Genomic DNA, 23,924 nt, shown 5'->3' on the forward strand with positions numbered 1-23,924 from the left:
CACCGCTACCGGTCAACATCCCGGGGCGGGTGTCGGAGCCGGATAACAGAACCGGGCACATCGGGCGTCGGATGTGTCCTTCGGGTAAGACTGGATGCGTGGCAGATGGCTGGGAGCAGACTCGGAGGACTGCGGGAGAGGCCTCCCGCCGGCTCGGCCGCGCCCTCGCCGGAGCGGGCAGGGCGACCGTACGGGCCGGGCGGGCGACCGCGCGGGCGGGCAAGGTCGCGGGGCAGGCGTCCGTACGGGCGGGGCGGGGCGTGGCCGACGCGGCGCACGGCGCCGGCCGGGCCGCGCGGCGGCTGACCCACGCCCAGGGCGCGGGCCGTACCGGCCTGGGACAGCTGATCGAGCTGACCGCCGCGCACAGCGCGGGTGACGCGCTGGTCACCGCGGCGCTGGCGGGGACGCTGTTCAAGCTTCCGGTGAACGAGGCCCGCGGGCAGGTCGCGCTCTACCTGCTGATCACGATGATCCCCTTCGTGGTGGTCGCGCCGTTCGTCGGCCCGGTCCTGGACCGGTTCCGCTCGGGCCGCCGTTTCGTCATGGCCGGCACGCTCTTCGGCCGCGGCCTGCTCTGCTTCGCGATGGCGGCGGCGGTCGTCTCGGAGGACGCGTTCACCATCTTCCCCGCGGCGCTGGCCGTGCTGGTGCTGTCGAAGGCCTACAACGTCTCGCGTGCCGCGATCATGCCGAGCGTGCTGCCCGCCGACATCGCGCTGGTCACCGCCAACGCCAGGGTCGCGCTGTTCGCGCTGGTCTCGGCGGGGGTGGCGATCCCCGTCGGCGCGGGCATCAGCGCCTGGCTCGGGGCGGAGTGGGTGCTGCGCGCCGCGATGCTGCTCTTCCTGTTCCAGGGGGTGCTGGCGGTACGGCTCCCGCGCCACGTCGACTCCCCCGACCTGGAGGAGGTCCAGGAGGGCGGCGACCGGCCGGCCCGCTGGCGCACCATGCTCAACGTGGGGCCGGTGGTCTCCGAGTCGATGAAGGCCAACGTCGCCATCCGCTTCTACTCCGGGTTCATGCTCTTCTACCTGCTCTTCCTGGTGCAGGAGAAGAAGCTGCCCGGTCTGGCCCCGACGGTCACCATCGGCGTGCTGGCCGTCGCCGCGGGAGCGGGCGGCCTCGCCGGGGCGGGCGTGGCCTCCTGGGTCCGAAGTCACTCGCCGCAGATCATCGTGCTGATCACGCTCGCGCTGGCGATGGCGGCCACGGTGGTGGCGGCCGTGGTGTTCGGATTGTGGACCGCTGTGGCCGTCGCGCTGGTGGCGGCGTTCGCGCAGGGGCTGGGCAAGCTCGCGCTGGACGCGATCGTGCAGCGCGAGATCGGCGAGGAGGTGCGCTCGTCCACGTTCGGTGTGGTCGAGGCGTTCCTGCAGATCGCCTGGGTGGTCGGCGGGCTGGTCGGGCTGCTGCTGTCGCTGTTCGCCGACGGTCCCGCCGGGCTCACGGTGATGGCCGTGGTGCTGGCGGGCTCTCTCGTCTGGCTGCTGGTACGGCGCCGCCGGCGCGTTCAGAGCGTGGACGCCAGGGTGGAGGCCGCGCGATCCGCGAGGCGTGCCCCCGGCCCGGCGCAGAAGCCCGGCCCCGCGCAGCAGGCCGGCCTGCCGGAGGAGGACGACGACCTGCTGGAGGAGGACGGTCCGACGGAGGAGGTCGGGCCGAGGAAGGAACCCGGGCCGCGGCAGGGGCCGGGGTCGCGGCAGGGCCATCGGCCGCCGGTCCCGGGGGACCGGCCGGGAGGGACCACCACCGTCGTACGGCGCGGCGATCCCCCCACCGAGAAGCGGACCAAGCCGCTGACCAACCCGCACGGCTGAGGGCCCCGCCGGAGCCCGCCGAGGCTTCCCCCGGACACGCCGGTCGAGGGCCCCGCCGGAGCCCGCCGGGGTCTCCTCCGGAGCCTGGTGCGGAGTGGGGCGGTCAGCCGTCCAGGTCGTCGGCCACGGCCCGGAGGACCGTGGCGATCTTCTTGGCGTGCACGGTCTCGGGGTGCTTGCCCTTCTGGTAGGACATGGAGATCGTGTCCAGAAGCTTGATCAGGTCTTCCACGATGACGACCATCTCGTCGGGCTTCTTGCGCTTGCCCTTCGGCTTGGCGGTCTTTGCGAGGGTCGGGGGCTGGTCGATCACGCGGACCGAGAGCGCCTGCTGTCCGCGGCGCCCCTCCGCCACGCCGAACTCGACCTTCTGACCCGGCTTGAGAGCATCCACGCCGCCGGGGAGCGCAGATGAATGCACGAAGACCTCACCGCCGTCGTCGCGGGTGAGGAAGCCGAAACCCTTGTCGGCGTCGTACCACTTGACCTTGCCACTCGGCACAGGGGTGACCTCGTTCAGACTGTCGTGAAAAGGATGGAAGTAGGTTATGCCCAAGGAAGGCTGAGGGCGACCGTGTAAACAGGCGCCGACCGGAGTGTCTTGTGGACACCGGCTACACGAGTGCGGCCCGGGCCCGCCACCCGTCGAACCAGCCGGCGAACTGCGTCAGATCGCCCAGCACGACGTCCGCTCCGTGCTCACGCAACTCTCCCGCCGGATAGAGACCAGTGGCCACCGCCACGCTGACGGTGCCTCCCGCCCGCGCCGCCTCGATATCGGCGACGTGATCTCCAACATAAGCCGCCGCGCCGAAAGTCGCGAGGGCCGGGCCTTTGTCGGCGCCGAAAACCGATCCGACGACCTCGTCCACGTCCAGGCCGAGGAACTCCACCGTGCTCTTGGCGTCGCGGGGGTTCTTCCCGGTGACCACGATGACCTTGCCGCCGGCCTGCCGTACCGCGTCGACGGCCTCACGTGCGCCGGCCATGAGGCTGGTGGCGGGTACGGCGAGCGAGGGGTACAGCGACCTGAAGACCGTGACGGCCTCGGGGATCTCGGCCGCGGGAAACCAGTTGGCCAGTTCCCACTCCAGCGGCGGTCCGAGCCGGGCCACCACGGCGGCGCTGTCGATGGTCACTCCCATGCGCAGCGCCAGCTCGTCGTAGACGGCGGCGATCCCGGCGCGAGTGTCCGCGAGCGTCATATCGAGGTCGAACCCCACAGATTGCATACCTCGCAGCATGTCAAACGCCAACATAACTGGGTAATCACACTTATTTCCTATGTTGTGGCACCGGTCTCCCCTGGTCCGCGACATGAGCCGTGGTATCGCTTCCCGCCCCACCACGGCCCCGCAGAGGTGCTGTACGCGACGACACCGCTGTGGAACCCTTCGGAAAGGAATTACTTACCGGCCGGGAAAGTTGCCATCACCACAGGTGATGAAGGGGGGAACCGCGTCCCGGCGGGTTCCGTACTGGATAAGGTCGTGATGGAGGTGTCGGAGCGGAAATGACCAGATCGACGCGTGAGCGGATCATCGACGAAGCCCTGCGGCTGTTCGCCGAGCGGGGATACTCGGCGACCTCGGTGGCCGAGATCGAGGCCGCCTCGGGGCTCTCGCCCGGCGCGGGCGGGCTCTACCGGCACTTCAAGTCCAAGTACGAGGTGCTGGCCGCGGCGATGAACGAGCACGCCACCCGGACCCGTGCACAGATCGCCGAGACCCTGAACGAGATGGGCACCGTCGACGCCACCCTCGACGTCGAAACCCGCCTGGCGCACCTGTGCAGGGCGGGACTGGCCAAGGTCCGCGAGGAGAGCGAGCTGACGCGCGTCTTCTTCCGTGACCTGAGCCAGTTCCCCGAGCTGGTGGCGATCGTGCGTGAGGGGTTGCTGCAGCCCATGTTCGACGCGATCACCACCTGGTTCCGCGCGCAGCCCGAGTACGCCGGGGCCGACGTCGACTGGCCCGCGATCGGCGCCGTGCTGGGAGGCGCGGTGGTCCACTACCGCCTGTTCCAGGAGACGGTGGGCGAGCCTCCGGGCCGCGCGGAGCGCGAGCGTTTCGTGGCCTCGTGGGTACGGCTCGCGCTGGGCCTGCTGCCCCAGCCCCACCCTGCGGTGCAGGCGGTCGGCTGAGCCGTCGCTACGGCCTCCCGGTGAACGGGGCGGGCGGGTTGACCAGGCGATAGGCCAGCCAGAGCGCACCCACCGCCGTGCCGAGGACGAACATGGACCCGCTCACGTCGTGGAAACCGCTGATCATCCGATCGAGATCGCCCTCCGCCCGGGCGATCGCCACCGCCGCGCCGCCGATGGCGTAGACGAGCACCGGGGCCGCCGCGCTGAGCACCTTGTCCCCGACCTCCCAGCCCGAGCAGGACAGCACGACCGCCGTCCCGACCGCCCACACCAGGAACGGAATCGGGAAGATCGCGACCGGCGCCAGGGGAACCGGGACGAGGAGGGCCGCCAGGACGAGCACGGCGATCCCTGCCACCTCGCGCGGGCGCGCCGCCGGAATCGACCCCGTGCCGGACCTCCCCCGCCGGCTCTCCCCGGCCCCGAAGTCCTCCCGTCCGTCCTCTCCGGCGCCGAACGCCCGCCCGCCCCCTCGGGCGTCCCGGCCTCTCCTCAGACTTCTCCGGCCTCGCCGGACTCCCCGGACGCCCGTTCCCTCCGGCCCGCGCTCTCCCGGATCCGGGCGCCGGCCTCCGGCCTCCCGCTCGGCCAGTTTCCTCCTCGCCTCTTCCGTGAACCGTGCCACTCCCGGCGGCATCCCTCGCGGCAGCCGCCCGGTACCCGGCCCCGCGGAGCTCGCGGGCCCCACGGAACTCGCGGGGCTCGCGGGGCTCGCGGGGCTCGTACGCGGAGGTTTCGACCGCACCGGGGGCAGCTCGCGGGTGACCGCCTCCGCGGCGGCCATGAGGGTCGGCGAGTCCTCCTCCTTCGGGGCCCGGGCCTCCTGCAGGCGCCTGACCTCGCGCGCCACCAGGGCCTCCGGGTCACCGAACACGGCGAGCACCTTCCTGACGGCGGCGGGACTCTCCAGCCCCCTCCGCTCGGCGTCGATCCGCTCGCGCAGCCTCCGGATGAAGTCGAGCCGCTGGTCCTGGCGCAGCACACCGTGAGCGGCGTCGGCCACCTTGCTGACGTACTCCAGGACGAGCTGGTCGGCACGCTCGATCACGCCGTCATCCTCCCTCAGCGTTCCCCCGCCCGCGACCCCTTCCCTGATTCCCCGCCGATCGGACGACCGCCACGCTTCCCGGCATTCCCCCGGCGGCACACTGTCGGTACGGCGTCTTACCATTGACGGAATGAGCACGGACTTCGCGGAGTGGCTGCGCGCCCGGAGCGACGAGCAGCTACGGGAGCTCGTCGCCCTGCGTCCCGAGCTCATCACTCCGGTCCCCGCCCACGTCGAGGGGCTGGCCGGGCGGGCGAGCAGCCCGTCGGCGATCGGCCGGGTGCTCGACCGGCTCGACCGGTTCACCTTCGCGGTCGTGGAGACGATCGCCGTGCTGCCCTCGCCGATCGCCTGCGCGCCGCTCCGCGACCAGGTGGCCCGGGCGTTGCCGGAGGCACCGGGCGCAGCGGACACGGCGACGACGGACACGACGGCAGCGGCGACAGCGACCCCGATCACCGCGGCCTCGGTGTTCGAGGCCAGGTTCCGGGAGACGCTCGACCGGCTGCGGACCCTGGCGCTGGTCTACGGTCCCGACGAGGCCCTGGCCCCCGCGCCGGGCGTGCGGGAGGTGCTGGACGCCCCCGCGGGCCTGGGACCACCCGCGGCGGAGGTCTTCCGCCACCACCACCGGGAACGGCTGGCCGAGCTGATCGAGGACCTCGGCGGCACCGGCGACTCCAGGGAGGAGCTCGCCGCGCTGCTGGCCGACCGGGAGACCCTGACCCGGCTGCTGGGCGAGGTCTCGCCGCAGGCGCGTGCCGCCCTCGACGAGCTGGCCTGGGGTCCGGCCGGGGGCCGGGTGCCCAACGCGCGCCGGGAGGTCCGGCTGGCCGCCGCCCAGTCGCCGATCGAGCAGCTCCTGGCCCGCGCGCTGCTGGGCGCGACCGGCGAGGAGTCCGTCGTCCTGCCCCGCGAGGTCGGACTGTTCCTGCGTGGCGGCCGGATCCACCGCGACCTGTCGCCGGTCCCGCCGCCGCTCGGCGGCGTCGAGCGGGACCGCGCGCGGGTCGACCTGACCGCGGCCGGTCAGGCGTTCGCGTTCACGCGCGCGGTGGAGGAGCTGTGCGAGCGGTGGAGCGCCGACCCGCCCGGCGTCCTCCGCGGCGGCGGCCTGGCCGTACGCGACCTGAAGCGCGTCGCCGCCCTGCTCGACCTGCCCGAGTGGGTGGCCGGTCTGATCGTCGAGGTGGCGCACGCGGCGGGGCTGGTGGCGGCGGGCGGCGCGGTCGACGGCGAGTGGTTGCCGACCCCCGGTTACGACGCCTGGAAGGTGCGCACCACCGAGGACCGGTGGGTCGCGCTGGCCACCGCCTGGCTCACCATGGACCGGGTGCCGGGCATGATCGGCGAGCGGGACGAGCGCGACCGGCTGCGCAGCGCCCTCCACCCCGACCTGCGGCACCCGGCCGCGCCGGAGGTCCGCGTGACCACGCTGAACCTGCTGGCGGCGGCCGCGGAGACAGCCACAGCGGAGACAGCGGCTCACGAAGCCCAGGAGACGCGCGCGGCCCGTGGCCGAGGGGCCCGGAAGACGGCCGGGGCGATCGTCCCGGCCGGAGCCGCCGGCGCGAGGACGACCGTCCCGGCCCCGACTCCGGAGGCGATCCGCGAGCGCCTGGCCTGGGAGCAGCCCCGCCGCCGCGGCGCCCACCGCGACCGGCTGATGGAGTTCACGCTGCGCGAGGCCGAGCAGATCGGGATCACCGGCCTCGGCGCCCTCTCCGGTCACGGACGCGCCCTGCTGCCCGCCGCACCGGGTGGCGAGGGCGGCAGCCGTACGGCCTCCGCGGCCGAACTGCTGGCGCCGCTGCTGCCCGAGCCGCTCGACCACGTGCTGCTCCAGGCCGACCTGACCGCCGTCGCCCCGGGTCCGCTCACCGGTGAGCTGAGCCGCTGGCTGGCGCTGGCCGCCGATGTCGAGTCCACCGGCGGCGCGACGGTCTACCGGTTCTGCGAGAGGTCGATCCGGCGGGCGCTGGACGCCGGGCAGGGCGCCGACGAGATGCTGGCCATGCTGGAGCGGCACTCGACGACCCCGGTCCCGCAGCCGCTCGGTTACCTGGTCGCCGACGTGGCCCGGCGCCACGGCCGCATGCGGATCGGCACGGCCAGCGCCTACGTGCGCTGCGACGACCCGTCGGTGCTCGACGAGGTCATGGCCGACCGGCGGTCGGCCCCGCTCCGGCTGCGCCGCCTGGCCCCCACGGTGATCGCGTCCAAGACCTCCCGGGCCACCCTGGTCGACTCGCTGCGCGCGATGGGATACGCCCCGGTGGCCGAGTCCCTGGACGGCGACGTGATCATCACTCAGCTCGACGTCCGCAGGACCGAGGGCCCGCCGCAGCCGCGGGGCCCGGTGACGTTCACCGGCCCGGACGCCGACGTGATCGCGGCGGCGGTGCGCGCCGTACGCGCCGGAGACGCCGCCCACCAGGCCCGGCGCAGGCCGGTGGACGCACCCGCGGGCCAGGTGCCCCGTTCCCCGGCGAGCGCCACGATCACCGCTCTGCGCGAGGCCATCCGGCAGGGGTCCCAGGTCTGGATCGGCTACCTCGACTCCCAGGGCAACGCCACCAGCCGCATCCTCGAACCCGCCCGCATGGAGGGCGGCTACCTGACGGCCTACGACGAGACGCGGGCCGCGGTGCACCGCTTCGCCCTGCACCGCATCACCGGAGTCTCCGAGCTCCAGGCGTAGCCCCCGGCCTCGCGTCCCCGGCCCCCCCGCGTCCCCGATTCCCCGCGTCCCCGGTCCCCGGCTCCCGGTTCCCGCGCGCCGGACGGGGCCGGACCCGGTGGGCGGGGTTGACGGCGTGGCCGTACCGGATCACGTTGGCCTTATGGGCGCTGAGCACACGCTGGGCCGGTTGGCGGAGGACTCCTGGAGCCGGTTCGGGGACTTCGACTCGCTGTACTACGAGGGAACCTGGCACCGGGCGCTGACGCTCGCCGAACGGGCGCGGCGGGCAGCGGGCGGTTTCAGCGCGTTCGGCGTCGAACCGGGCGACCGGGTGATCGTCATGATGGCCACCTGCCCGGAGGTGCCGATCGTCTACCAGGCGCTCTGGGCGGCCGGGGCCGTGGTCACACCGGTGGTGTTCCTGGTCGGGGCGGGGGAGCTGCGGCACATCCTCGCCGACAGCGGCGCCGCGGCGGTGGTCACCTCCCCCGAGCTGCTGGAGACCGTACGGGCCGCCTCCGAGCGGACCCCGGTGATCGTGGTGGGCGACGCCCCGCCGGGTACGACGCCGTTCTCCGAGATAGAGGCGGCGACGGAGCGGGGAGCGGTGGCCCGGGACTCCGCCGACCTCGCCGCGCTCATGTACACCGGCGGCACCACCGGCCGGGCCAAGGGCGTCATGCTCACCCACGGCGGTCTCTGGCACGTCTCGAAGGCCGCCTGGGAGATGTCCCACCTTCCCGGGGTCGACCGGGCGATCGTGCCGGTCCCGCTCTCCCACGCCTACGGGCTGATCATCACGATCGCGGGCATGCACGCCGTCGAACCGCCCCAGGCCGTGCTCATGCGCTGGTTCGACCCCAAGGCGTTCCTGAGCCTGGCCACCGGGCAGCGCGTGCAGTACGGCGCGGTGGTCCCGGCGATGTTGCAGATGTTGCTGGCCGAGCCGCTGGAGGAGTTCGACCTGTCGGAGCTGCGCTACCTGACCTGCGGGGCGGCGCCCCTGGGCCGGGAGGTGCTGGAGGAGTTCGAGCGGCGGGTGCCGGGCACGCAGATCCTGGAGGGGTACGGCCTGACCGAGACCAGCGCGGTCACCACCTTCAACCCGCCGGGCAGGCGCAAGGTCGGCAGCGTCGGCCTGCCGCTCCCGGGTTACACGATCACGATCCGCGACGACGACGGCGAGGAGCTGGAGATCGGTGACGTGGGGGAGATCTGCGTCCGCGGCGAGGCCCTGATGACGGGGTACTGGACCGGCGACCCCGCAGCGGCCGCCCCGGACACGGCGCCCACCCCGTCCACGACGGCGCTGGTGGGCGGCGAGCTCTACACCGGTGACATCGGCTGCCTGGACGACGACGGATACCTGCACGTCGTGGACCGGAAGAAGGACCTGATCATCCGGGGCGGGTTCAACGTCTTCCCCCGCGACGTCGAGGACGCCCTGAACGAGCACCCGGATGTGGTGATGTCCGGCGTGGTCGGCCGCCCCGACCCGATCCACGGTGAGGAGGTCGTGGCCTTCGTCCAGCTCCACCCGGGGGCCACGGTCACGGCCGAGGAGCTCATCGAGTGGGCCCGGGCCCGGGTCGGCCGGGTGAAGTACCCCAGGGAGCTGCACTTCACCGACTCGATCCCGGTCACCAGCGTCCTCAAGCTCGACCGCAAGGCCCTGCGCACCCGCCTGACCGAACGCCGCGACCTCGGCGACCCCGGGACCGGTCCATCCCTGCCGTGATATCTGTTATGTGCACGCTTCCACACGGGCGAGACGAGATTTTCCAGTGAGCAGTGGCACCCCCGAAGGCCCCAGCACGAACCCGGGCGACTGGAAGAGCCCTTACAGCACCGGTCCCGGGCAGACCTCCGGATACGGCGGGCAGCAGCCCTCCGGCTACGGGCAGCCGGGTCACGGTCAGCCCGCGACGGGCTACGACCGGCCCTCGACGGGTTACGGCGAGTCCCCGGCCGGCTATGGACAGGCCGAGTACGGCAGGCCCTCCCCCGCCGCCTACGGAGGTTACGGCCCGTCCCACGACGCCTACGGTCAGGCGGGTTACGGGCAGGGCGGCTACGGCCGGGGATACGGTTACGGGTCGCCGGACTACCACAACGTCGACGGGGTCAGGACCCACGGGATCGTCGCGCTGATCGTCAGCCTCGTCCTGGCGCTGAGCTGTTTCCTCAGCCTCGGCGGCGTCGCCGGGGCGATCCTGTCGGGCGTCGCGCTCAGCAAGGTCGACCATGAGACCGCGCGGGCCAGGGACCTGCTCAAATGGACCTGGATCAGCATCGGCGCCAACGTGGTGCTGCTCGTCCTGGGCGCCGCCGTCTTCATCGCGGCGGGCGTCAACGACGCCTTCCGCTGAAGGACGCCCGGTGCGGCCTCTCGCCCGTCCGGCCGCCCGGGCGGCGGGGATCCGCGGGCCGCTTCCATGAACCGCCCGGATCGGGGACTGTCCGGCCGCGTTCTCTTGTTGGATATGCGGTAGCCGTACCTCGGGTGTGCCCGGCGACCCTCCCCGCACGGCGGGCCGGTCGCTCGGACGCCCCGCGAGGATCCACCAGACACGCCCGAGGGGAGATTCAGTGGCCGACGGCCCGTTGATCGTGCAGTCCGACAAGACCCTGCTGCTTGAGGTCGACCACGAGCAGGCCGACGCCTGCCGCAAGGCGATCGCGCCGTTCGCCGAGCTGGAGCGCGCGCCCGAGCACGTGCACACCTACCGGATCACCCCGCTGGCGCTGTGGAACGCGCGTGCCGCCGGGCACGACGCGGAGCAGGTGATCGACGCGCTGATCGGCTTCAGCCGCTACCCGGTCCCGCACGCGCTGCTGGTGGACATCGCCGAGACCATGGCGCGGTACGGCAGACTCCGGCTGGAGAAGCACCCCCTGCACGGGCTGGTGCTGACCAGCACCGACCGGGCCGTGCTGGAGGAGGTGCTGCGCTCGAAGAAGGTCCAGCCCATGCTGGGCGAGCGGCTGGGCGACGACGGGGTGGCGGTGCACCCGAGCGAGCGCGGCAACATCAAGCAGCTCCTGCTCAAGCTGGGCTGGCCCGCCGAGGACCTCGCCGGCTACGTCGACGGCGAGCACCATCCGATCACCCTGGCCGAGGACGGCTGGGAGCTCCGGTCCTACCAGCGTGAGGCCGCCGAGGCGTTCTGGCACGGCGGCTCGGGCGTGGTCGTGCTCCCCTGCGGGGCGGGCAAGACCATCGTGGGCGCGGCGGCGATGGCGCACGCCCGCGCCACCACGCTGATCCTGGTGACGAACACGGTCTCGGCCCACCAGTGGAAGCAGGAGCTGCTCCGGCGGACCTCCCTGACCGAGGACGAGATCGGCGAGTACACCGGGAGCAAGAAGGAGATCCGGCCGGTCACCATCGCCACCTACCAGGTGATGACGACCCGGCGGCAGGGCGTCTACAAGCACCTGGAGCTGTTCGACGCGCGCGACTGGGGACTGATCATCTACGACGAGGTGCACCTGCTGCCTGCGCCGATCTTCCGGATGACCGCCGACCTGCAGGCCCGGCGGCGGGTCGGGCTGACCGCGACGCTGGTGCGTGAGGACGGCCGGGAGGGCGACGTCTTCTCCCTGATCGGTCCCAAGCGTTACGACGCGCCGTGGAAGGAGATGGAGAACCAGGGCTGGATCGCCCCGGCCGACTGCGTCGAGGTGCGGGTGACGCTCGGCGACGAGGAGCGGCTCGCCTACGCGATGGCCGAGGCCGAGGAGCGCTACCGGTTCTGCGCGACCACGCCCTCCAAGACCCGCGTCACCGAGGCTCTGGTCAGGCGGCACCCGGACGAGCAGGTGCTGATCATCGGCCAGTACATCGACCAGCTCGACGAACTGGGCGAGCATCTGGACGCACCGGTGATCAAGGGGGAGACCAAGGTCAAGGAGCGCGAGCGGCTGTTCCAGGCCTTCCGCGACAAGGAGATCCGGGTCCTGGTCGTCTCGAAGGTCGCCAACTTCTCCATCGACCTGCCGGAGGCGTCGGTGGCCATCCAGGTGTCGGGCACCTTCGGGTCCCGGCAGGAGGAGGCCCAGCGGCTCGGCCGGGTGCTGCGTCCCAAGTCCGGCGGGGGCGGGGCACGGTTCTACTCCGTGGTGAGCAGGGACACCGTGGACCAGGAGTTCGCCGCCCACCGGCAGCGGTTCCTGGCCGAGCAGGGCTACGCCTACCAGATCATCGACGCGGACGACGTGCTCGCCGGCGACTGACCCGGGCCGCGGTGCCCGCCGGGGACCGGCCCGGGCCTCGGCGGGAACGCGGACGGCGGTCGGGGCGGGAAGGCGGACGACGTGCCCGCCGCCGACCGCAGTCGTCTGGCGAACACGTCGTCACGTGGTCGTCACTTCAGTCAGATCCACGAGAGACCGCGGGTCTTCGACAAAGCAACCACCCCCTCGCTAGGTCACGATGACCAGTGGCGGCATACCCTATGATCTGAGTAATTCACCAGGTTTGCCCACCTTTTTCGGGCTTCCATGAAGAATGACCGAGAGTTACCCATCAGCTACCGGGCGATCAGCCCGCCGACGAACAACGTCCCCTCGGCGGCCACCCACGCGATCACGGCGGCACCGGTCAGGGCCGTGAAACGCCCCTCATCTCCGCGGGCCTGCGGGGACAACCAGGCCACCGCCGTACAGCAGGCCGCGACCAGCGCGAAGAGGCCGGACAGCATGGCGACGCCGACCATCCGCTCGGCGCATTCCAGGTCCGAGCAGAACGCCTTCGTCCCCCAGCCCGCGAAGACCGACAACCCCCACAGCAGGCCGAGGAGGATATCGGCCACGGTCGGTATCACGAAGGAGAACCGCACGGTCGTCGGAATACCCGCGGCAACGATGACCCACGCGGGCGTTAATCCTTTTGAGAGCGGTGCGGGGCGTCAGTAAGCTGGTCGATTCGCTGCCTGACGACCACCTCCGTTTACCGAATGGGAGGCACTCTCGCATGCCCGCACATCAGCTGGCCCCGAACATAACCACCGGCACATCTCCCGCCGACACCTCTCCCACCGGCACATCTCCCGCCGACACCTCTCCCACCGGCACATCTCCCGCCGACGCCGAAGACCCCGCGGCCGCGACCCTCGCCGCCGAACGCGAGCACCTGGCCGTCTCCCGGGCCGCGCTGCGCGCGATGCGCGAGCACGCCCAGTCCCTGTCCGCCGACGCCGCCGGCGACTGGGTCTCCCAGCAGATCCTCCAGGCGCTGCTGGACCAGCGGGTGGCGGCGCTCGCCGACCACGCCGGCACGCCGCTTTTCTTCGGCCGCCTCGACCGGTCGGCCGACGACGACCTGCCCGGCACCATCTACGTCGGGCGCAGGCACGTCCACGACGACCGGAGCCGGCCCCTGGTCATCGACTGGCGCGCGCCCGTCTCCCGCGCGTTCTACCAGGCCAGCCCTTCCGACCCGATGGGCGTCTCACGCCGCCGCCGGTTCGGTTACCACGGCGGTGACCTGACCGCCTTCGAGGACGAGCAGCTCGACCAGGGCCAGACGCTCCAGCAGTCGAAGATCCTCACCGAGGAGATCGAGCGGCCCCGCTCCGGTCCGATGCGCGACATCGTCGCGACTATCCAGCCCGACCAGGACGAGATCGTCCGCTCCGAGCTGGGCCGCACGGTGTGCGTGCAGGGCGCCCCCGGCACCGGGAAGACCGCCGTCGGCCTGCACCGGGCCGCCTATCTGCTCTTCACCCACCGGGAGAAGCTCGCCCGCTCCGGCGTCATGATCGTCGGCCCCAACCGGGCCTTCCTGTCCTACATCTCCTCGGTGCTCCCCGCACTGGGCGAGATCAAGGTCGACCAGACCACGGTCGCGGGCATCCTCGGCGACCACTCCGCGCCCGAGGACCCCGCCGTCTCCGCGCTCAAGGGCGACGCGAAGATCGTCCCGGTGCTGGAACGCGCTCTGTGGGCGCACATCGTCAAGCCGGCCGAGGGCCTGCTGTTCACCAAGGGGTCCAACCGCTACCGGGTCGCCGACTACGAGGTCCGCGAGATCGTGGCCTCCCTGCGCGGCACCACCCGGTACGGCCCCGGCCGCGCGGCCCTCGCCCAGCGCCTGGCGCACCAGGTGCTCGTCCGGATGGAGCAGCGCGGCGAGTCCCCCGACGACCGGGTCCAGGACGCGGTCGCCCGCTCCAAGCCGGTCAAGCAGCTGGTGGACCAGGTCTGGCCCAAGCTCACCCCGGCGCAGGTGCTGTACCGGCTCTTCAGCGACGCCGCGTTCCTCGCCGCGGCGGCGAAGAACGACCTCACCGCCGACGAGCAGGCCGCCCTGCTCTGGGACAGGCCCGCCAAGTCGTTCCGCTCGGCGAAGTGGTCGGCGGCCGACTGCGCGCTGATGGACGAGCTCGCCGACATGATCGAGCGCACCCCGTCCCTCGGCCACCTGGTCGTGGACGAGGCCCAGGACCTGTCGGCCATGCAGCTGCGCGCCCTGGGACGGCGCTGCCGCACCGGCTCGGCGACCGTCCTGGGCGACATCGCCCAGGGCACCACCCCCTGGTCGGCCCGGTCCTGGACCGACGTCCTCGGCCACCTGGGCTTCGCCGACGGCGCGGTCACCGAGCTGGTGCTCGGCTTCCGCGTGCCCCGCGAAGTCCTCGACTACGCCGCCCGGCTGCTCCCCTCCGTCGCCCCCGGCCTGGCCGCACCCCGCTCCCTCCGTCCCGGCGCGGGCTCGTTGTCCGTACGGCCCGCTCCCGACCTGGCCTCGTCCCTGGCCGAGGCCGCCGGGCAGGCGCTGGCCCGGGAGGGTTCGATCGGCGTCATCGTCCCGGACGCCTCGGTCACGGCCGTCTCCGGGATGTTGTCCCACCTCGACCACGGCGTGCTGGCCCCCGACTCGACCGAGGACCACCGGCTCCTGATCGTGCCGGCCACCCTGGCCAAGGGTCTGGAGTACGACCACGTCATCGTGGTCGAACCGGCCGACATCGTGGCGGCCGAACCGCGTGGCCTGGCCCGGCTGTACGTGGTGCTCACCCGCGCGGTCACGTCCCTGACGGTGCTGCACGCGAAGGATCTCCCGGCCGAGCTGACCTGACCTGCGGCGGGAAACGTCCTGCTCCCCGAAGCCGTCCTCATCGCCGGGGACGGAGGGGAGAAGAAGAAAGGGCCGGTCCCGTACGGGACCGGCCTTCTCTTCGATCAGGCGATGGACTTAGAAGTCCATGTCGCCGCCGCCCGGCATGCCGCCGGCCGGGGCCGCGGCCTTCTCGGGCTTCTCGGCGATGACGGCCTCGGTGGTGAGGAACAGCGCCGCGATGGACGCCGCGTTCTGCAGAGCGGAACGGGTCACCTTGGCCGGGTCGATGATGCCCGACTCGAACATGTTGACGTACTCGCCGGTGGCGGCGTTGAGGCCCTCACCCGGGGTGAGGTTGCGCACGCGCTCCACCACGACGCCGCCCTCGAGGCCGGCGTTGACGGCGATCTGCTTCAGCGGCTCCTCGAGCGCCTTCTTGACGATCGCGGCACCGGTGGCCTCGTCGCCCTGCAGCTCGAGCTTGTCGAACGCCTTGGCGCTGGCCTGCAGCAGGGCCACGCCACCGCCGGGGACGATGCCCTCCTCGACGGCCGCCTTCGCGTTGCGGACGGCGTCCTCGATGCGGTGCTTGCGCTCCTTGAGCTCGACCTCGGTGGCCGCGCCGGCCTTGATGACGGCGACGCCGCCGGCCAGCTTGGCGAGGCGCTCCTGGAGCTTCTCGCGGTCGTAGTCGGAGTCGGTGTTCTCGATCTCGGCGCGGATCTGGTTGACCCGGCCGGCGATCTGCTCGGCGTCACCGGCGCCGTCCACGATGGTGGTCTCGTCCTTGGTGACGATGACCTGGCGGGCGCGGCCCAGCATGTCCAGGGTGGTGGACTCGAGCTTGAGGCCGAGGTCCTCGCTGACGACCTGGGCGCCGGTCAGCGTGGCGATGTCGCCCAGCATGGCCTTGCGGCGGTCACCGAAGCCCGGGGCCTTGACGGCGACCGAGCGGAACAGGCCGCGGATCTTGTTGACGACCAGGGTGGCCAGGGCCTCGCCCTCGACGTCCTCGGCGATGATCAGCAGCGGCTTGCCGGCCTGCACGACCTTGTCGAGGACCGGGAGCAGGTCCTTGTTGGCGGAGACCTTGGAGTTGACGACCAGGATGTACGGGTCGTCGAGGACGGCCTCCATGCGCTCCGGGTCGGTCACGAAGTACATCGAGATGAGGCCCTTGTCGAAGCGCATGCCCTCGGTGAGCTCGAGCTCCAGGCCGAAGGTGTTGCTCTCCTCGACGGTGATGACGCCTTCCTTGCCGACCTTGTCCATCGCCTCGGCGATCATCTCGCCGATCTGGGCGTCGCCCGCGGAGATGGAAGCGGTGGAGGCGATCTGCGCCTTCGTCTCCACGTCCTTGGCCAGCTTGGAGAGCTCCTCGGAGACGCGCTCGACGGCGGCCTCGATGCCCTTCTTCAGGGACATCGGGTTGGCGCCGGCGGCGACGTTACGGAGGCCCTCTCGGACCAGAGCCTGCGCGAGCACGGTGGCGGTGGTGGTGCCGTCGCCGGCGACGTCGTCAGTCTTCTTGGCGACTTCCTTGACGAGCTCGGCCCCGATCTTCTCCCACGGGTCCTCGAGCTCGATCTCCTTGGCGATGGAGACACCGTCGTTGGTGATGGTGGGGGCGCCCCACTTCTTCTCCAGGACGACGTTACGGCCCTTGGGGCCGAGGGTCACCTTGACGGCGTCCGCAAGCTGGTTCATACCGCGCTCGAGACCGCGCCGGGCGTCCTCGTCAAACGCGATCATCTTGGCTGCCATACGGCTAGACCTCCCAAACACAGGGTGGCGTGCACCGGATCGAGCCGACGCCCGCGACGGCATATGGGTCCGCGACTCCGTTCGGCGGGCCCCATCGCCTCGATCCAGGTTTGGCACTCTCGAACAGAGAGTGCCAACGAACTGTTTAGCACTCTACCCTGCCGAGTGCAAGCTCCGGCCACAGTGACCTGCACTCAGCCCAGAGCGAAGCCGCGGACGCGTCGGCCCGGCCCGCCCGCTGAGGCGGCGGGCCGGGCCGGCATGGACGATTCCCCTCGGATCCCAGCGATCCCCTCGGATCCCGGTAATTCCCTCGGATCCCGGTAATTCCCTCGGATCCACCGGACGCCGGGCGCGGGATCGGCATGGACTTCAGCGTGTCCGCCCCGGCGGACCGCCACGCGTGGTGAGCCACGCAGACTGCGCTGCCGCATGGACCACCGAGCACCTGCGGCCTCCGGCGACCTGGCGGAATCGCCGGTTCAGCCGGTACGGAATCGCCGGTTCAGACGGCCCGGACGGACTCCGCCTGGGGGCCCTTCTGTCCCTGGGTGATCTCGAACTCGACTCGCTGGCCCTGCTCAAGGGAGCGGTAACCATCCATCATGATCGCGGAGTAATGGACAAAAACATCCTTACCACCGTCGACCGCGATGAAGCCGTAGCCCTTGTCCGCGTTGAACCACTTGACGGTGCCCTGCGCCACTTGCGACTCCTCTTACTGGCCTTGAGAACCACGCCCATTCCTCTCGCGCGACCCTCAATCTCCGTGGCGGAGACACCGCCTACGTCGATCGTCCTCGACCATACCTGTGGGATGCCGTGGGGCAACAGAGTCAATCTGACAATCGTTCCTTTTAGACGGCGTTTCATACGGGACATAGTTTTGCTATCACAATTAGTTAGTTAAAATTTGCATTATGTCTCTCGCCCCAGATACGTCCTCCCGCCACAAAACGCGACACCCGCACGCGGCCGGGAGGGCCGGTGCGGGTGTCCGGAAGCGTCGCGGGGACGCGAGGGGCGATGGGTGCCCGGGAGACCGGTGCGCGGATCAGCCTCCGGCGACCGCCGGGATGATCGAGATCTGGACGCCGGACGGCGTGGCGGTGTCCAGGTTGTCGGCGAAACGGACGTCCTCTTCCCCGACATAGACGTTGACGAAACGCCGGATCTTGCCCGTCTCGTCGAGAATGCGCGCACCGATACCGGGGAAATCCGCGTCGAGCTTCTGCAGAACCTCGCGGAGGGTCGCCCCCTCACCGCTCACCTCGGCGGAGCCGTTGGTGTATGTGCGCAGAATCGTCGGAATCCGTACAGAAACGCTCATGATTAACGACCTTTCAGGAGTTCTTACGCGAAAGCCGTACGGAATGCGTCCAGCGACGGCCGGATGACGGCGGTGGGACGCGCCTGGTCGGCCACCGCGTCGAGGGTCTTCAGGCCGTCACCGGTGTTGAGGACCACCGTCTCGGCGTCGGGGTCGAGCCTGCCCTCCGCGACCAGCTTGCGGAGCACGCCGACGGTGACGCCGCCCGCGGTCTCCGCGAAGATGCCCTCCGTCCGGGCCAGCAGCCGGATCGCCTCGACGATCTCGGTGTCCGTGACGTCCTCCACGGCGCCGCCGGTGCGCCGGGCGATGTCCAGGACGTAGGGCCCGTCGGCCGGGTTGCCGATGGCCAGCGACTTGGCGATCGTGTCGGGCTTGACCGGGCGGATCACGTCGTGGCCCGCCTTGTACGCCGCCGAGACCGGGGAGCACCCCTCGGCCTGGGCCGCGAAGATCTTGTAGGGCCTCTCCTCGACCAGCCCCAGGGCGATCAGCTCCTTGAAACCCTTGTCGATCTTCGTCAGCTGGGAGCCGGAGGCCACCGGGATGATGATCTGGTCGGGGATCCGCCAGCCGAGCTGCTCGGCGATCTCGTAGGCCAGGGTCTTGGAGCCCTCGGCGTAGTAGGGACGGAGGTTGACGTTGACGAAGCCCCACCTGTCGCCCAGTTCGTCGCCGATGAGCTCGGAGCAGAAGCGGTTCACGTCGTCGTAGGTGCCGTCGATGCCGACGAGGCGTCCGCCGTACACCGAGGCCATGACGATCTTGGCCTGCTCCAGGTCGGCGGGGATGAACACGCAGGCGTCCAGGCCGGCGCGGGCGGCGGCGGCGGTGACCGCGCCCGCGAGGTTGCCGGTGGAGGAGCAGGACAGGGTGTGGAAGCCGAAGTTGCGGGCCGCCTCGACGGCGATGGCCACCACGCGGTCCTTGAAGGAGTGCGTGGGGTTGCCGGAGTCGTCCTTCACGTGCAGGGAACGGATGCCCAGCTCCCGGGCGAGGTTGTCGGCCTTGACGAGCTTGGTCCAGCCGGGGGCCATGTTGGGCTTGGCGGCCACGTCCGCGGGGACCGGGAGCAGGGACCGGTAACGCCAGATGTTGGTCGGTCCCGCGGCGATCTCCTCGCGGGTGACCCGGGAGAACTCGTAGGCGATTTCGAGAGGGCCGAAACACTCGATACAGGCGAAGATCGGACCGAGGTCGTAGCGAGCGCCGCACTCGCGACAGGACAGTGCGGCAGCGGGGCCGAAGCGGCGGTCCGCCGAGCCGGCGGAGGCGGAGCCGAGAGTGGTTTCAGCGGTTGTGAGCGCCATGAAGCGAGGCCTTTCCCTCATCTTCGTCTGCGGCCACCTTGGTCGCAGACCGGAATTGGCACCTGTCCCGGCCGACCTCGTCAGATCACGAGCCTTGAACCGGGAGGGTTGCCGGGGCTTCGCAGGGCCGGTCCCTCCACCCCTCTGGATGAGCAATATGCAGTTGTCGTCCTGGTGACCAGGTCACACGCACTCTACCTTGCCTGAACGCCTCCTTGACCACTCGTCTCACTCAGCGAGACAGGATGTGTTATCCACTGGACGACCGCCACCGGCCGTCCGCCGCCCACAGGGTGTGGATAAACTCCGGATGAAGCCAGATGAACGATCACCAGTCCCGGCGGCGGCACCCGCGGGGCCGCCCACCGGGGCCAGCGAGGTGGGCGAGGTCAGATGCTGTAGGCCTCGCCCAGGACTCCCTGGACGTATTTGCGCGCCTGGTGGATGCGGGACTTGGCGGTGCCGAGGGGGATGCCGAGCTGCTCGGCCACCTCGCTGTAGTCGAGCTGGCAGATGTCCCGGAGCACCAGTGCCTGCGCCAGCTCCGGCTTGTCGGCCTCCAGCGCCTCCATCGCGTCGAGCAGGTCCAGCCGGGAGCCCGCGATCACGCTCACCCGGGCGACGTCGGGCTTCTGCAGCGGCAGCTCGTCGGAGCTCTGCTCGGCGGCCCGGCGCTTCAGCGAGCGGTAGGTGGTCCGGGCGCAGTTGGCGGTCACGATGTGCAGCCAGGTGCTGAACCGCGCCCGCCCCTCGAACCGGCCGATGTTGCGGGCCACCGCCAGCAGGGTGTCCTGGCTCGCCTCCTCGGCGTCCTGCCGGTAGGGCAGGATCCGCCCGCAGTGCCGCAGCACGTCGGGTTCGATCCGCTTGAGCAGCTCACCGAGCGCTCGGTGGTCACCCCCGGCGGCCGTACGGGCCAGTTCCTCGGTCGTCTCGTCAAGCGCCATCACGGGCCCCCATCAGCGGTCACAGTCGCTGCACATCCTACGGTCGAAGGTCATGGTTGGTTAACCTTCGAGGCAAGCACTCCTGCCGGTGAGGGAACCGATGAACGCGATCCTGGTGGCCTCCAACCGCGGCCCTTTCTCATTCACCACGTCCGAGGACGGCTCGTTGTCCATGCGCCGGGGCGGCGGCGGGCTGGTGTCCGGCCTGTCGGAGGTGGCCAGGGACCTGGACGTCCTGTGGGTCTGCGCGGCGCTGTCCGACGGCGACCGGACCGCGGTACGGCAGGCGCCCGGCGGCCGCCTGGACCACGCGGGCTACGACACCGGCGCCCTGCGGATGCTCGACATCCCGCAGGCCACCTTCCACCGGGCCTACAACGCCGTGGCCAACTCCACTCTCTGGTTCGTCAACCACCTGCTCTACGACACGCCGAACACCCCCAGCTTCGGCGCCCGCTTCCGCCGGGAGTGGGAGTCCTACCAGTCCTACAACGCGGCGTTCGCGCTGGCGCTGGCGGAGGAGGCCGCGCACGGGGCCCAGGTGATGGTGCAGGACTACCACCTGACCCTCACCCCGGCCATGCTCCGGGTCGAGCGGCCCGACCTGCGCATCTCCCACTTCTCGCACACTCCGTGGGCCCCTCCGGAGTACTTCGCCCTGCTCCCCGACGGCGTCGCGGCCGAGGTCCTGGAGGGCGTCCTGGGCGCCGACCACGCGGGGTTCCTGACCGCGCGCTGGGCCGGGGCGTTCATGGACTGCTGCGAGAGACTCCTGGGCGCCGAGGTGGACCGCATGGGCCGTACCGTCCTCCACTGCGGCCGGAGCACCCGGATCGGCGTGCACGGGCTGGGGGTGGACGGCGAGGCGCTCTGGGCCCGGGCGCGGGAACCCGACGTCGAGTCCAACATGACGGCCCTGCGCGACCAGGTCGGCGACCGGAAGCTGATCGTCAGGATCGACCGGACCGAGCTGTCCAAGAACATCGTCCGGGGCCTGAGGGCCTACCGGGAGTTCCTCGACACCCACCCCGAGTGGCACGGCCGCGTCGTGCACCTGGCCTTCGCCTACCCGTCCCGGCACGACCTGCCCGAGTACCGCGAGTACACGGCGGCGGTGCAGCGGTGCGCCGAGGAGATCGAGGACAGGTACGCCACCGAGGACTGGGATCCGCTGATCCTCAACGTGAACGACGACTACCCGCGCTCCCTGGCCGCCTACCGGCTGGCGGACGTGCTGCTGGTCAACCCGATCCGCGACGGGATGAACCTGGTGGCGAAGGAGGGGCCCATCCTCTCCCCGGGCAGCGTCCTGGTGCTCTCCCGCGAGGCGGGGGCGGCGGCCGAGCTGGGTGAGCACGCCCTGCTGGTCAACCCCTACGACGTCTCGGCCACGGCCGACGCGCTGCACCGCGCGTTGACCATGCCCGAGGAGGAGCGGGTGCGGCGGGGCTCCCGGCTGGCCGCCGCGGCCGCCGCGCTCCCTCCGCACCGCTGGTTCTCCGAGCAGCTCGCCGCCCTCAAGTGACCGCCCCGGGGCGGGCGGTCCGGGAACAGGCGTCTGCGGGTGGACTATCCCGGGTGAGATAGTTTTCGTGGACATTTCAACTTTCATCCGCTCGGGGGAGCCTCAGTGACCACGATCACGTCCGTCCGCCTGACCCGTGATCGCGCCACCTGGCTCATCTACCTGCAGCTGGGCGTCTTCGCCACCTACCTGTACGGCCTCAGCGCGGTCCTGCCGATGCTCCGCCTCGACCAGGGGGTCAGCCAGGCCGTCGCCGGCCTGCACGGAACCTCGATGGCGGCCGGCGCCATCCTGACCGGGCTCGCGCTCCCCTGGATGACCCGGCGGATCGGCCGCCGGGCCGTCACCTGGACCGGGCTCGCGGGAATGAGCGCGGGCATGCTGCTGGTGGCCGTCGGCGAGGCCCTCCCGGTCACCCTCCTGGGGTACGGCGTCGCCAGCGGCATGGGATCGATCACCCTCTACGCGGGCATGGCGGTGCTCAGCGACCACCACGGCCCGGCGGGTCCCTCGGCGATCAGCGAGGCCAACGCGGTCTGCGTGACCGTGGGCATCGCGGTGCCGTTCGCGGTCAGCTTCGCCGCGCAGAGCGCGCTCGGCTGGCGGGTCGCGCTGCTGCTGAACCCGATCGCGGCCATCCTGCTCGCGGTGACCATGGGCCGCGTCTGGATCCCCGCGCGGGAGGACACGGGCGCCCTCCCCGACGCCCCGGAGACCGGCGGCCGGTTCAGCGGGCGGTTCTACCTGGCGGGCGTGGTGCTGCTGTGCTGCGTCGCGATGGAGTTCTGCTTCAACCTGTGGGCGGCGAAGCTGGTCTCCGACCGGACGGAGCTCTCGGTCGAGCTGGCGGCGACCGCGCTGACCGCCTTCACCGCCGGGATGGCGGCCGGGCGGTGGGGCGGGGCGCGGCTGGCCCTCCGGCTGCCCCCGGCGTCGCTGCTCGTGGGCGCGCTCGCGCTCACCGGCGCGGGCTGGCTGATCTTCTGGATCAGCACGAACCCGGTCCTGTCCTACCTCGGCCTCGTCCTGTCCGGACTCGGGGTCTCCATGCACTTCCCGCTGGCGCTCGCCCGCGTGCTGGCCGCCTCCGGCGGGCGGCCGGACCGGGCCTCAGCCGTGGCCTCGGTCTTCTCGGGCGTCGCGGTCGGGCTCGGCCCGTTCCTGCTGGGCGCGCTGGCCGACGGATACGGCACCCACCAGGCCTTCCTCATGGTCCCCGTCCTGATCGGCCTGGCCGTCGGCGGGGTGCTGGCGAGCCGCCGGTAGCGGACCGGGAGCCGCGCCTGCCGCCGTTCGGCCTGAAGACGGACAGCCCAGGCGGCGGTATCTGCCGGGGGCCATGCCGTACTCGCGCTTGAAGGCATTGGCGAAGGCGAACTCCGAGCCGTAGCCGACGGCGCCGGCGATTTCGCTCAGGGCGGCGTCGGAGTCGCGCAGCATGCGCGCCGCCGTCCCCAGCCGCCACCAGGTCAGATAGGTCAGCGGCGGCTGCCCGACGAACCGGGTGAACCGGCGGGAGAACGCCGCGCGGGACAGTCCTGCACGGCGGCCGAGCGACTCGACCGTCCACGGGTGGGAAGGGTCGCGGTGGATGCCGTCGAGTGCGGCGTTGATGGCCGGATCGGCCAGCGCGGCGGCCCAGCTGTCGACCTTGCAGTGCTCCGTCGAGACGTCGAGCCAGGCACGCAGGATGTACAGCAGCAGCATGTCCAGTAGCGCCGGCACCACCATGTCCGCGCCTGGCCGCGGGTCCTCGATCTCCTTGCCGAGCAGTTCGACGGCGGCGCGCAACTCGGTGCTGCGCCCCAGCCTGGCGGGCAGATGGACCATCTCGGGCAGCCCGCTGAGCAGCGGATGCGCCCGGCTGGAGTCGAGTCGGTAGCCGCCGCAGAGCGTCACGGTGACGGGGCCGGTGCCCTCCATGGAGGCTGAGGCGAACAGCTCTGCGGGGGCATGGGGGTCACAGTCGGGCTCCGCGACGGGACTGGTGGGCGAGTCGGCCAGCGTGTAGCCGTGTCCGTGGGGGAAGAACAGCACGTCGCCCGTCCCGACCGGGATCGGCTCGCCTTCCGGTGGAACCACCCAGCACGAGCCCTGCAGCACCACCTGGAAGCCCGCCGAGCCGGGCGCCGACGGGAACCGCTGCCCCCAGGGCGCCGACCACTCGACACGCGCCGACCGCGGTGTGCCCGTGCGCATCGTGGCGACCACGTCACTGAGCACATCCATACCGTGAGTCTAAAGCAGGAGACGATCACGTATGAATCACAGACAGAGACGCATTGGAT

18 protein-coding genes, 1 pseudogene and 1 riboswitch are annotated in these 23,924 nt (G+C 71.3%); of the genes and pseudogenes, 9 read left to right on the forward strand and 10 right to left on the reverse strand.

Annotated features, from left to right (window positions below; all coding sequences use genetic code 11):
• The first annotated feature begins 98 nt into the window (after positions 1-98).
• Entirely contained in the window at positions 99-1,820 is a 1,722-nt protein-coding gene (locus IEZ08_RS17080; RefSeq protein ID WP_229803196.1) for an MFS transporter, read from the forward strand.
• A 103-nt stretch (positions 1,821-1,923) separates the two neighbouring features.
• Here IEZ08_RS17080 and IEZ08_RS17085 read toward each other — a convergent pair whose 3' ends face one another.
• Together IEZ08_RS17085 and IEZ08_RS17090 are read right to left on the reverse strand one after the other, a co-directional pair.
• Positions 1,924-2,322, reverse strand: a complete 399-nt coding sequence (locus tag IEZ08_RS17085; protein ID WP_068927721.1) for a cold-shock protein — start codon at positions 2,320-2,322, stop codon at positions 1,924-1,926.
• A 112-nt stretch (positions 2,323-2,434) separates the two neighbouring features.
• Positions 2,435-3,052 carry an HAD family hydrolase gene (locus IEZ08_RS17090; protein WP_141704285.1) on the reverse strand — a complete coding sequence of 206 codons (618 nt, stop codon included), beginning with the start codon at positions 3,050-3,052 and terminating at the stop codon, positions 2,435-2,437.
• 281 nt (positions 3,053-3,333) lie between these two features.
• Here IEZ08_RS17090 and IEZ08_RS17095 point away from each other — a divergent pair, with 281 nt between their 5' ends.
• Positions 3,334-3,963 (forward strand): TetR/AcrR family transcriptional regulator, encoded by a 630-nt coding sequence (locus tag IEZ08_RS17095; RefSeq protein ID WP_068927726.1) that lies wholly within the window; start codon positions 3,334-3,336, stop codon positions 3,961-3,963.
• 7 nt (positions 3,964-3,970) lie between these two features.
• On the opposite strand, the gene IEZ08_RS17100 is transcribed toward IEZ08_RS17095, so the two are convergent.
• On the reverse strand, positions 3,971-5,014 hold the full coding sequence (locus IEZ08_RS17100) for a hypothetical protein (RefSeq protein WP_189242465.1): 1,044 nt from the start codon (positions 5,012-5,014) through the stop codon (positions 3,971-3,973).
• A gap of 130 nt (positions 5,015-5,144) precedes the next feature.
• Here IEZ08_RS17100 and IEZ08_RS39600 point away from each other — a divergent pair, with 130 nt between their 5' ends.
• From IEZ08_RS39600 to IEZ08_RS17120, 4 genes are all read left to right on the forward strand, one after another.
• Positions 5,145-7,715, forward strand: a complete 2,571-nt coding sequence (locus IEZ08_RS39600; RefSeq protein ID WP_229803198.1) for a helicase C-terminal domain-containing protein — start codon at positions 5,145-5,147, stop codon at positions 7,713-7,715.
• 142 nt (positions 7,716-7,857) lie between these two features.
• Positions 7,858-9,435, forward strand: a complete 1,578-nt coding sequence (locus IEZ08_RS17110) for an AMP-binding protein (protein WP_189242466.1) — start codon at positions 7,858-7,860, stop codon at positions 9,433-9,435.
• A 46-nt stretch (positions 9,436-9,481) separates the two neighbouring features.
• Entirely contained in the window at positions 9,482-10,066 is a 585-nt protein-coding gene (locus tag IEZ08_RS17115; RefSeq protein ID WP_189242467.1) for a hypothetical protein, read from the forward strand.
• Positions 10,067-10,286: 220 nt separating this feature from the next.
• A complete protein-coding gene (locus tag IEZ08_RS17120) occupies positions 10,287-11,933 on the forward strand; it encodes a DNA repair helicase XPB (RefSeq protein WP_068927735.1) in 1,647 nt (548 codons plus the stop codon).
• A gap of 296 nt (positions 11,934-12,229) precedes the next feature.
• On the opposite strand, the gene IEZ08_RS17125 is transcribed toward IEZ08_RS17120, so the two are convergent.
• Entirely contained in the window at positions 12,230-12,511 is a 282-nt protein-coding gene (locus IEZ08_RS17125; protein WP_068927737.1) for a hypothetical protein, read from the reverse strand.
• Between the two features lie 161 nt (positions 12,512-12,672).
• Between IEZ08_RS17125 and IEZ08_RS17130 the strand changes: the two genes are divergently transcribed.
• The gene (locus IEZ08_RS17130) at positions 12,673-14,778 is read left to right on the forward strand and encodes a HelD family protein (protein ID WP_189242468.1); all 2,106 of its coding nucleotides are present in this window, start codon (positions 12,673-12,675) and stop codon (positions 14,776-14,778) included.
• A 117-nt stretch (positions 14,779-14,895) separates the two neighbouring features.
• Here the strand turns inward: IEZ08_RS17130 and groL are convergent, their stop codons facing one another.
• The 5 genes from groL to IEZ08_RS17155 form a co-directional block, all read right to left on the reverse strand.
• Positions 14,896-16,524 (reverse strand): chaperonin GroEL, encoded by a 1,629-nt coding sequence (gene groL / locus IEZ08_RS17135; RefSeq protein WP_068927741.1) that lies wholly within the window; start codon positions 16,522-16,524, stop codon positions 14,896-14,898.
• 505 nt (positions 16,525-17,029) lie between these two features.
• On the reverse strand, positions 17,030-17,230 hold the full coding sequence (locus IEZ08_RS17140) for a cold-shock protein (protein ID WP_068927743.1): 201 nt from the start codon (positions 17,228-17,230) through the stop codon (positions 17,030-17,032).
• A 348-nt stretch (positions 17,231-17,578) separates the two neighbouring features.
• On the reverse strand, positions 17,579-17,854 hold the full coding sequence (locus tag IEZ08_RS17145; protein WP_068927745.1) for a MoaD/ThiS family protein: 276 nt from the start codon (positions 17,852-17,854) through the stop codon (positions 17,579-17,581).
• 23 nt (positions 17,855-17,877) lie between these two features.
• Complete coding sequence (gene thrC, locus IEZ08_RS17150) at positions 17,878-19,164, reverse strand: threonine synthase (protein WP_068927747.1); 1,287 nt, start codon at positions 19,162-19,164, stop codon at positions 17,878-17,880.
• Positions 19,165-19,178: 14 nt separating this feature from the next.
• Positions 19,179-19,319: riboswitch (SAM riboswitch) on the reverse strand.
• Between the two features lie 234 nt (positions 19,320-19,553).
• Positions 19,554-20,111 carry an RNA polymerase sigma factor gene (locus tag IEZ08_RS17155; RefSeq protein WP_068927749.1) on the reverse strand — a complete coding sequence of 186 codons (558 nt, stop codon included), beginning with the start codon at positions 20,109-20,111 and terminating at the stop codon, positions 19,554-19,556.
• 100 nt (positions 20,112-20,211) lie between these two features.
• Here IEZ08_RS17155 and IEZ08_RS17160 point away from each other — a divergent pair, with 100 nt between their 5' ends.
• Positions 20,212-21,636, forward strand: a complete 1,425-nt coding sequence (locus tag IEZ08_RS17160; protein ID WP_068927751.1) for an alpha,alpha-trehalose-phosphate synthase (UDP-forming) — start codon at positions 20,212-20,214, stop codon at positions 21,634-21,636.
• 105 nt (positions 21,637-21,741) lie between these two features.
• Positions 21,742-22,902 (forward strand): MFS transporter, encoded by a 1,161-nt coding sequence (locus IEZ08_RS17165; RefSeq protein ID WP_068927753.1) that lies wholly within the window; start codon positions 21,742-21,744, stop codon positions 22,900-22,902.
• Between the two features lie 51 nt (positions 22,903-22,953).
• On the opposite strand, the pseudogene IEZ08_RS17170 reads toward IEZ08_RS17165, so the two are convergent.
• Positions 22,954-23,865, reverse strand: a pseudogene (locus tag IEZ08_RS17170) (AraC family transcriptional regulator); the annotation flags it as partial.
• Positions 23,866-23,924: the final 59 nt, after the last annotated feature.

It is taken from the genome of Planobispora rosea (genome assembly GCF_014648175.1).
GTDB lineage: Bacteria > Actinomycetota > Actinomycetes > Streptosporangiales > Streptosporangiaceae > Planobispora > Planobispora rosea.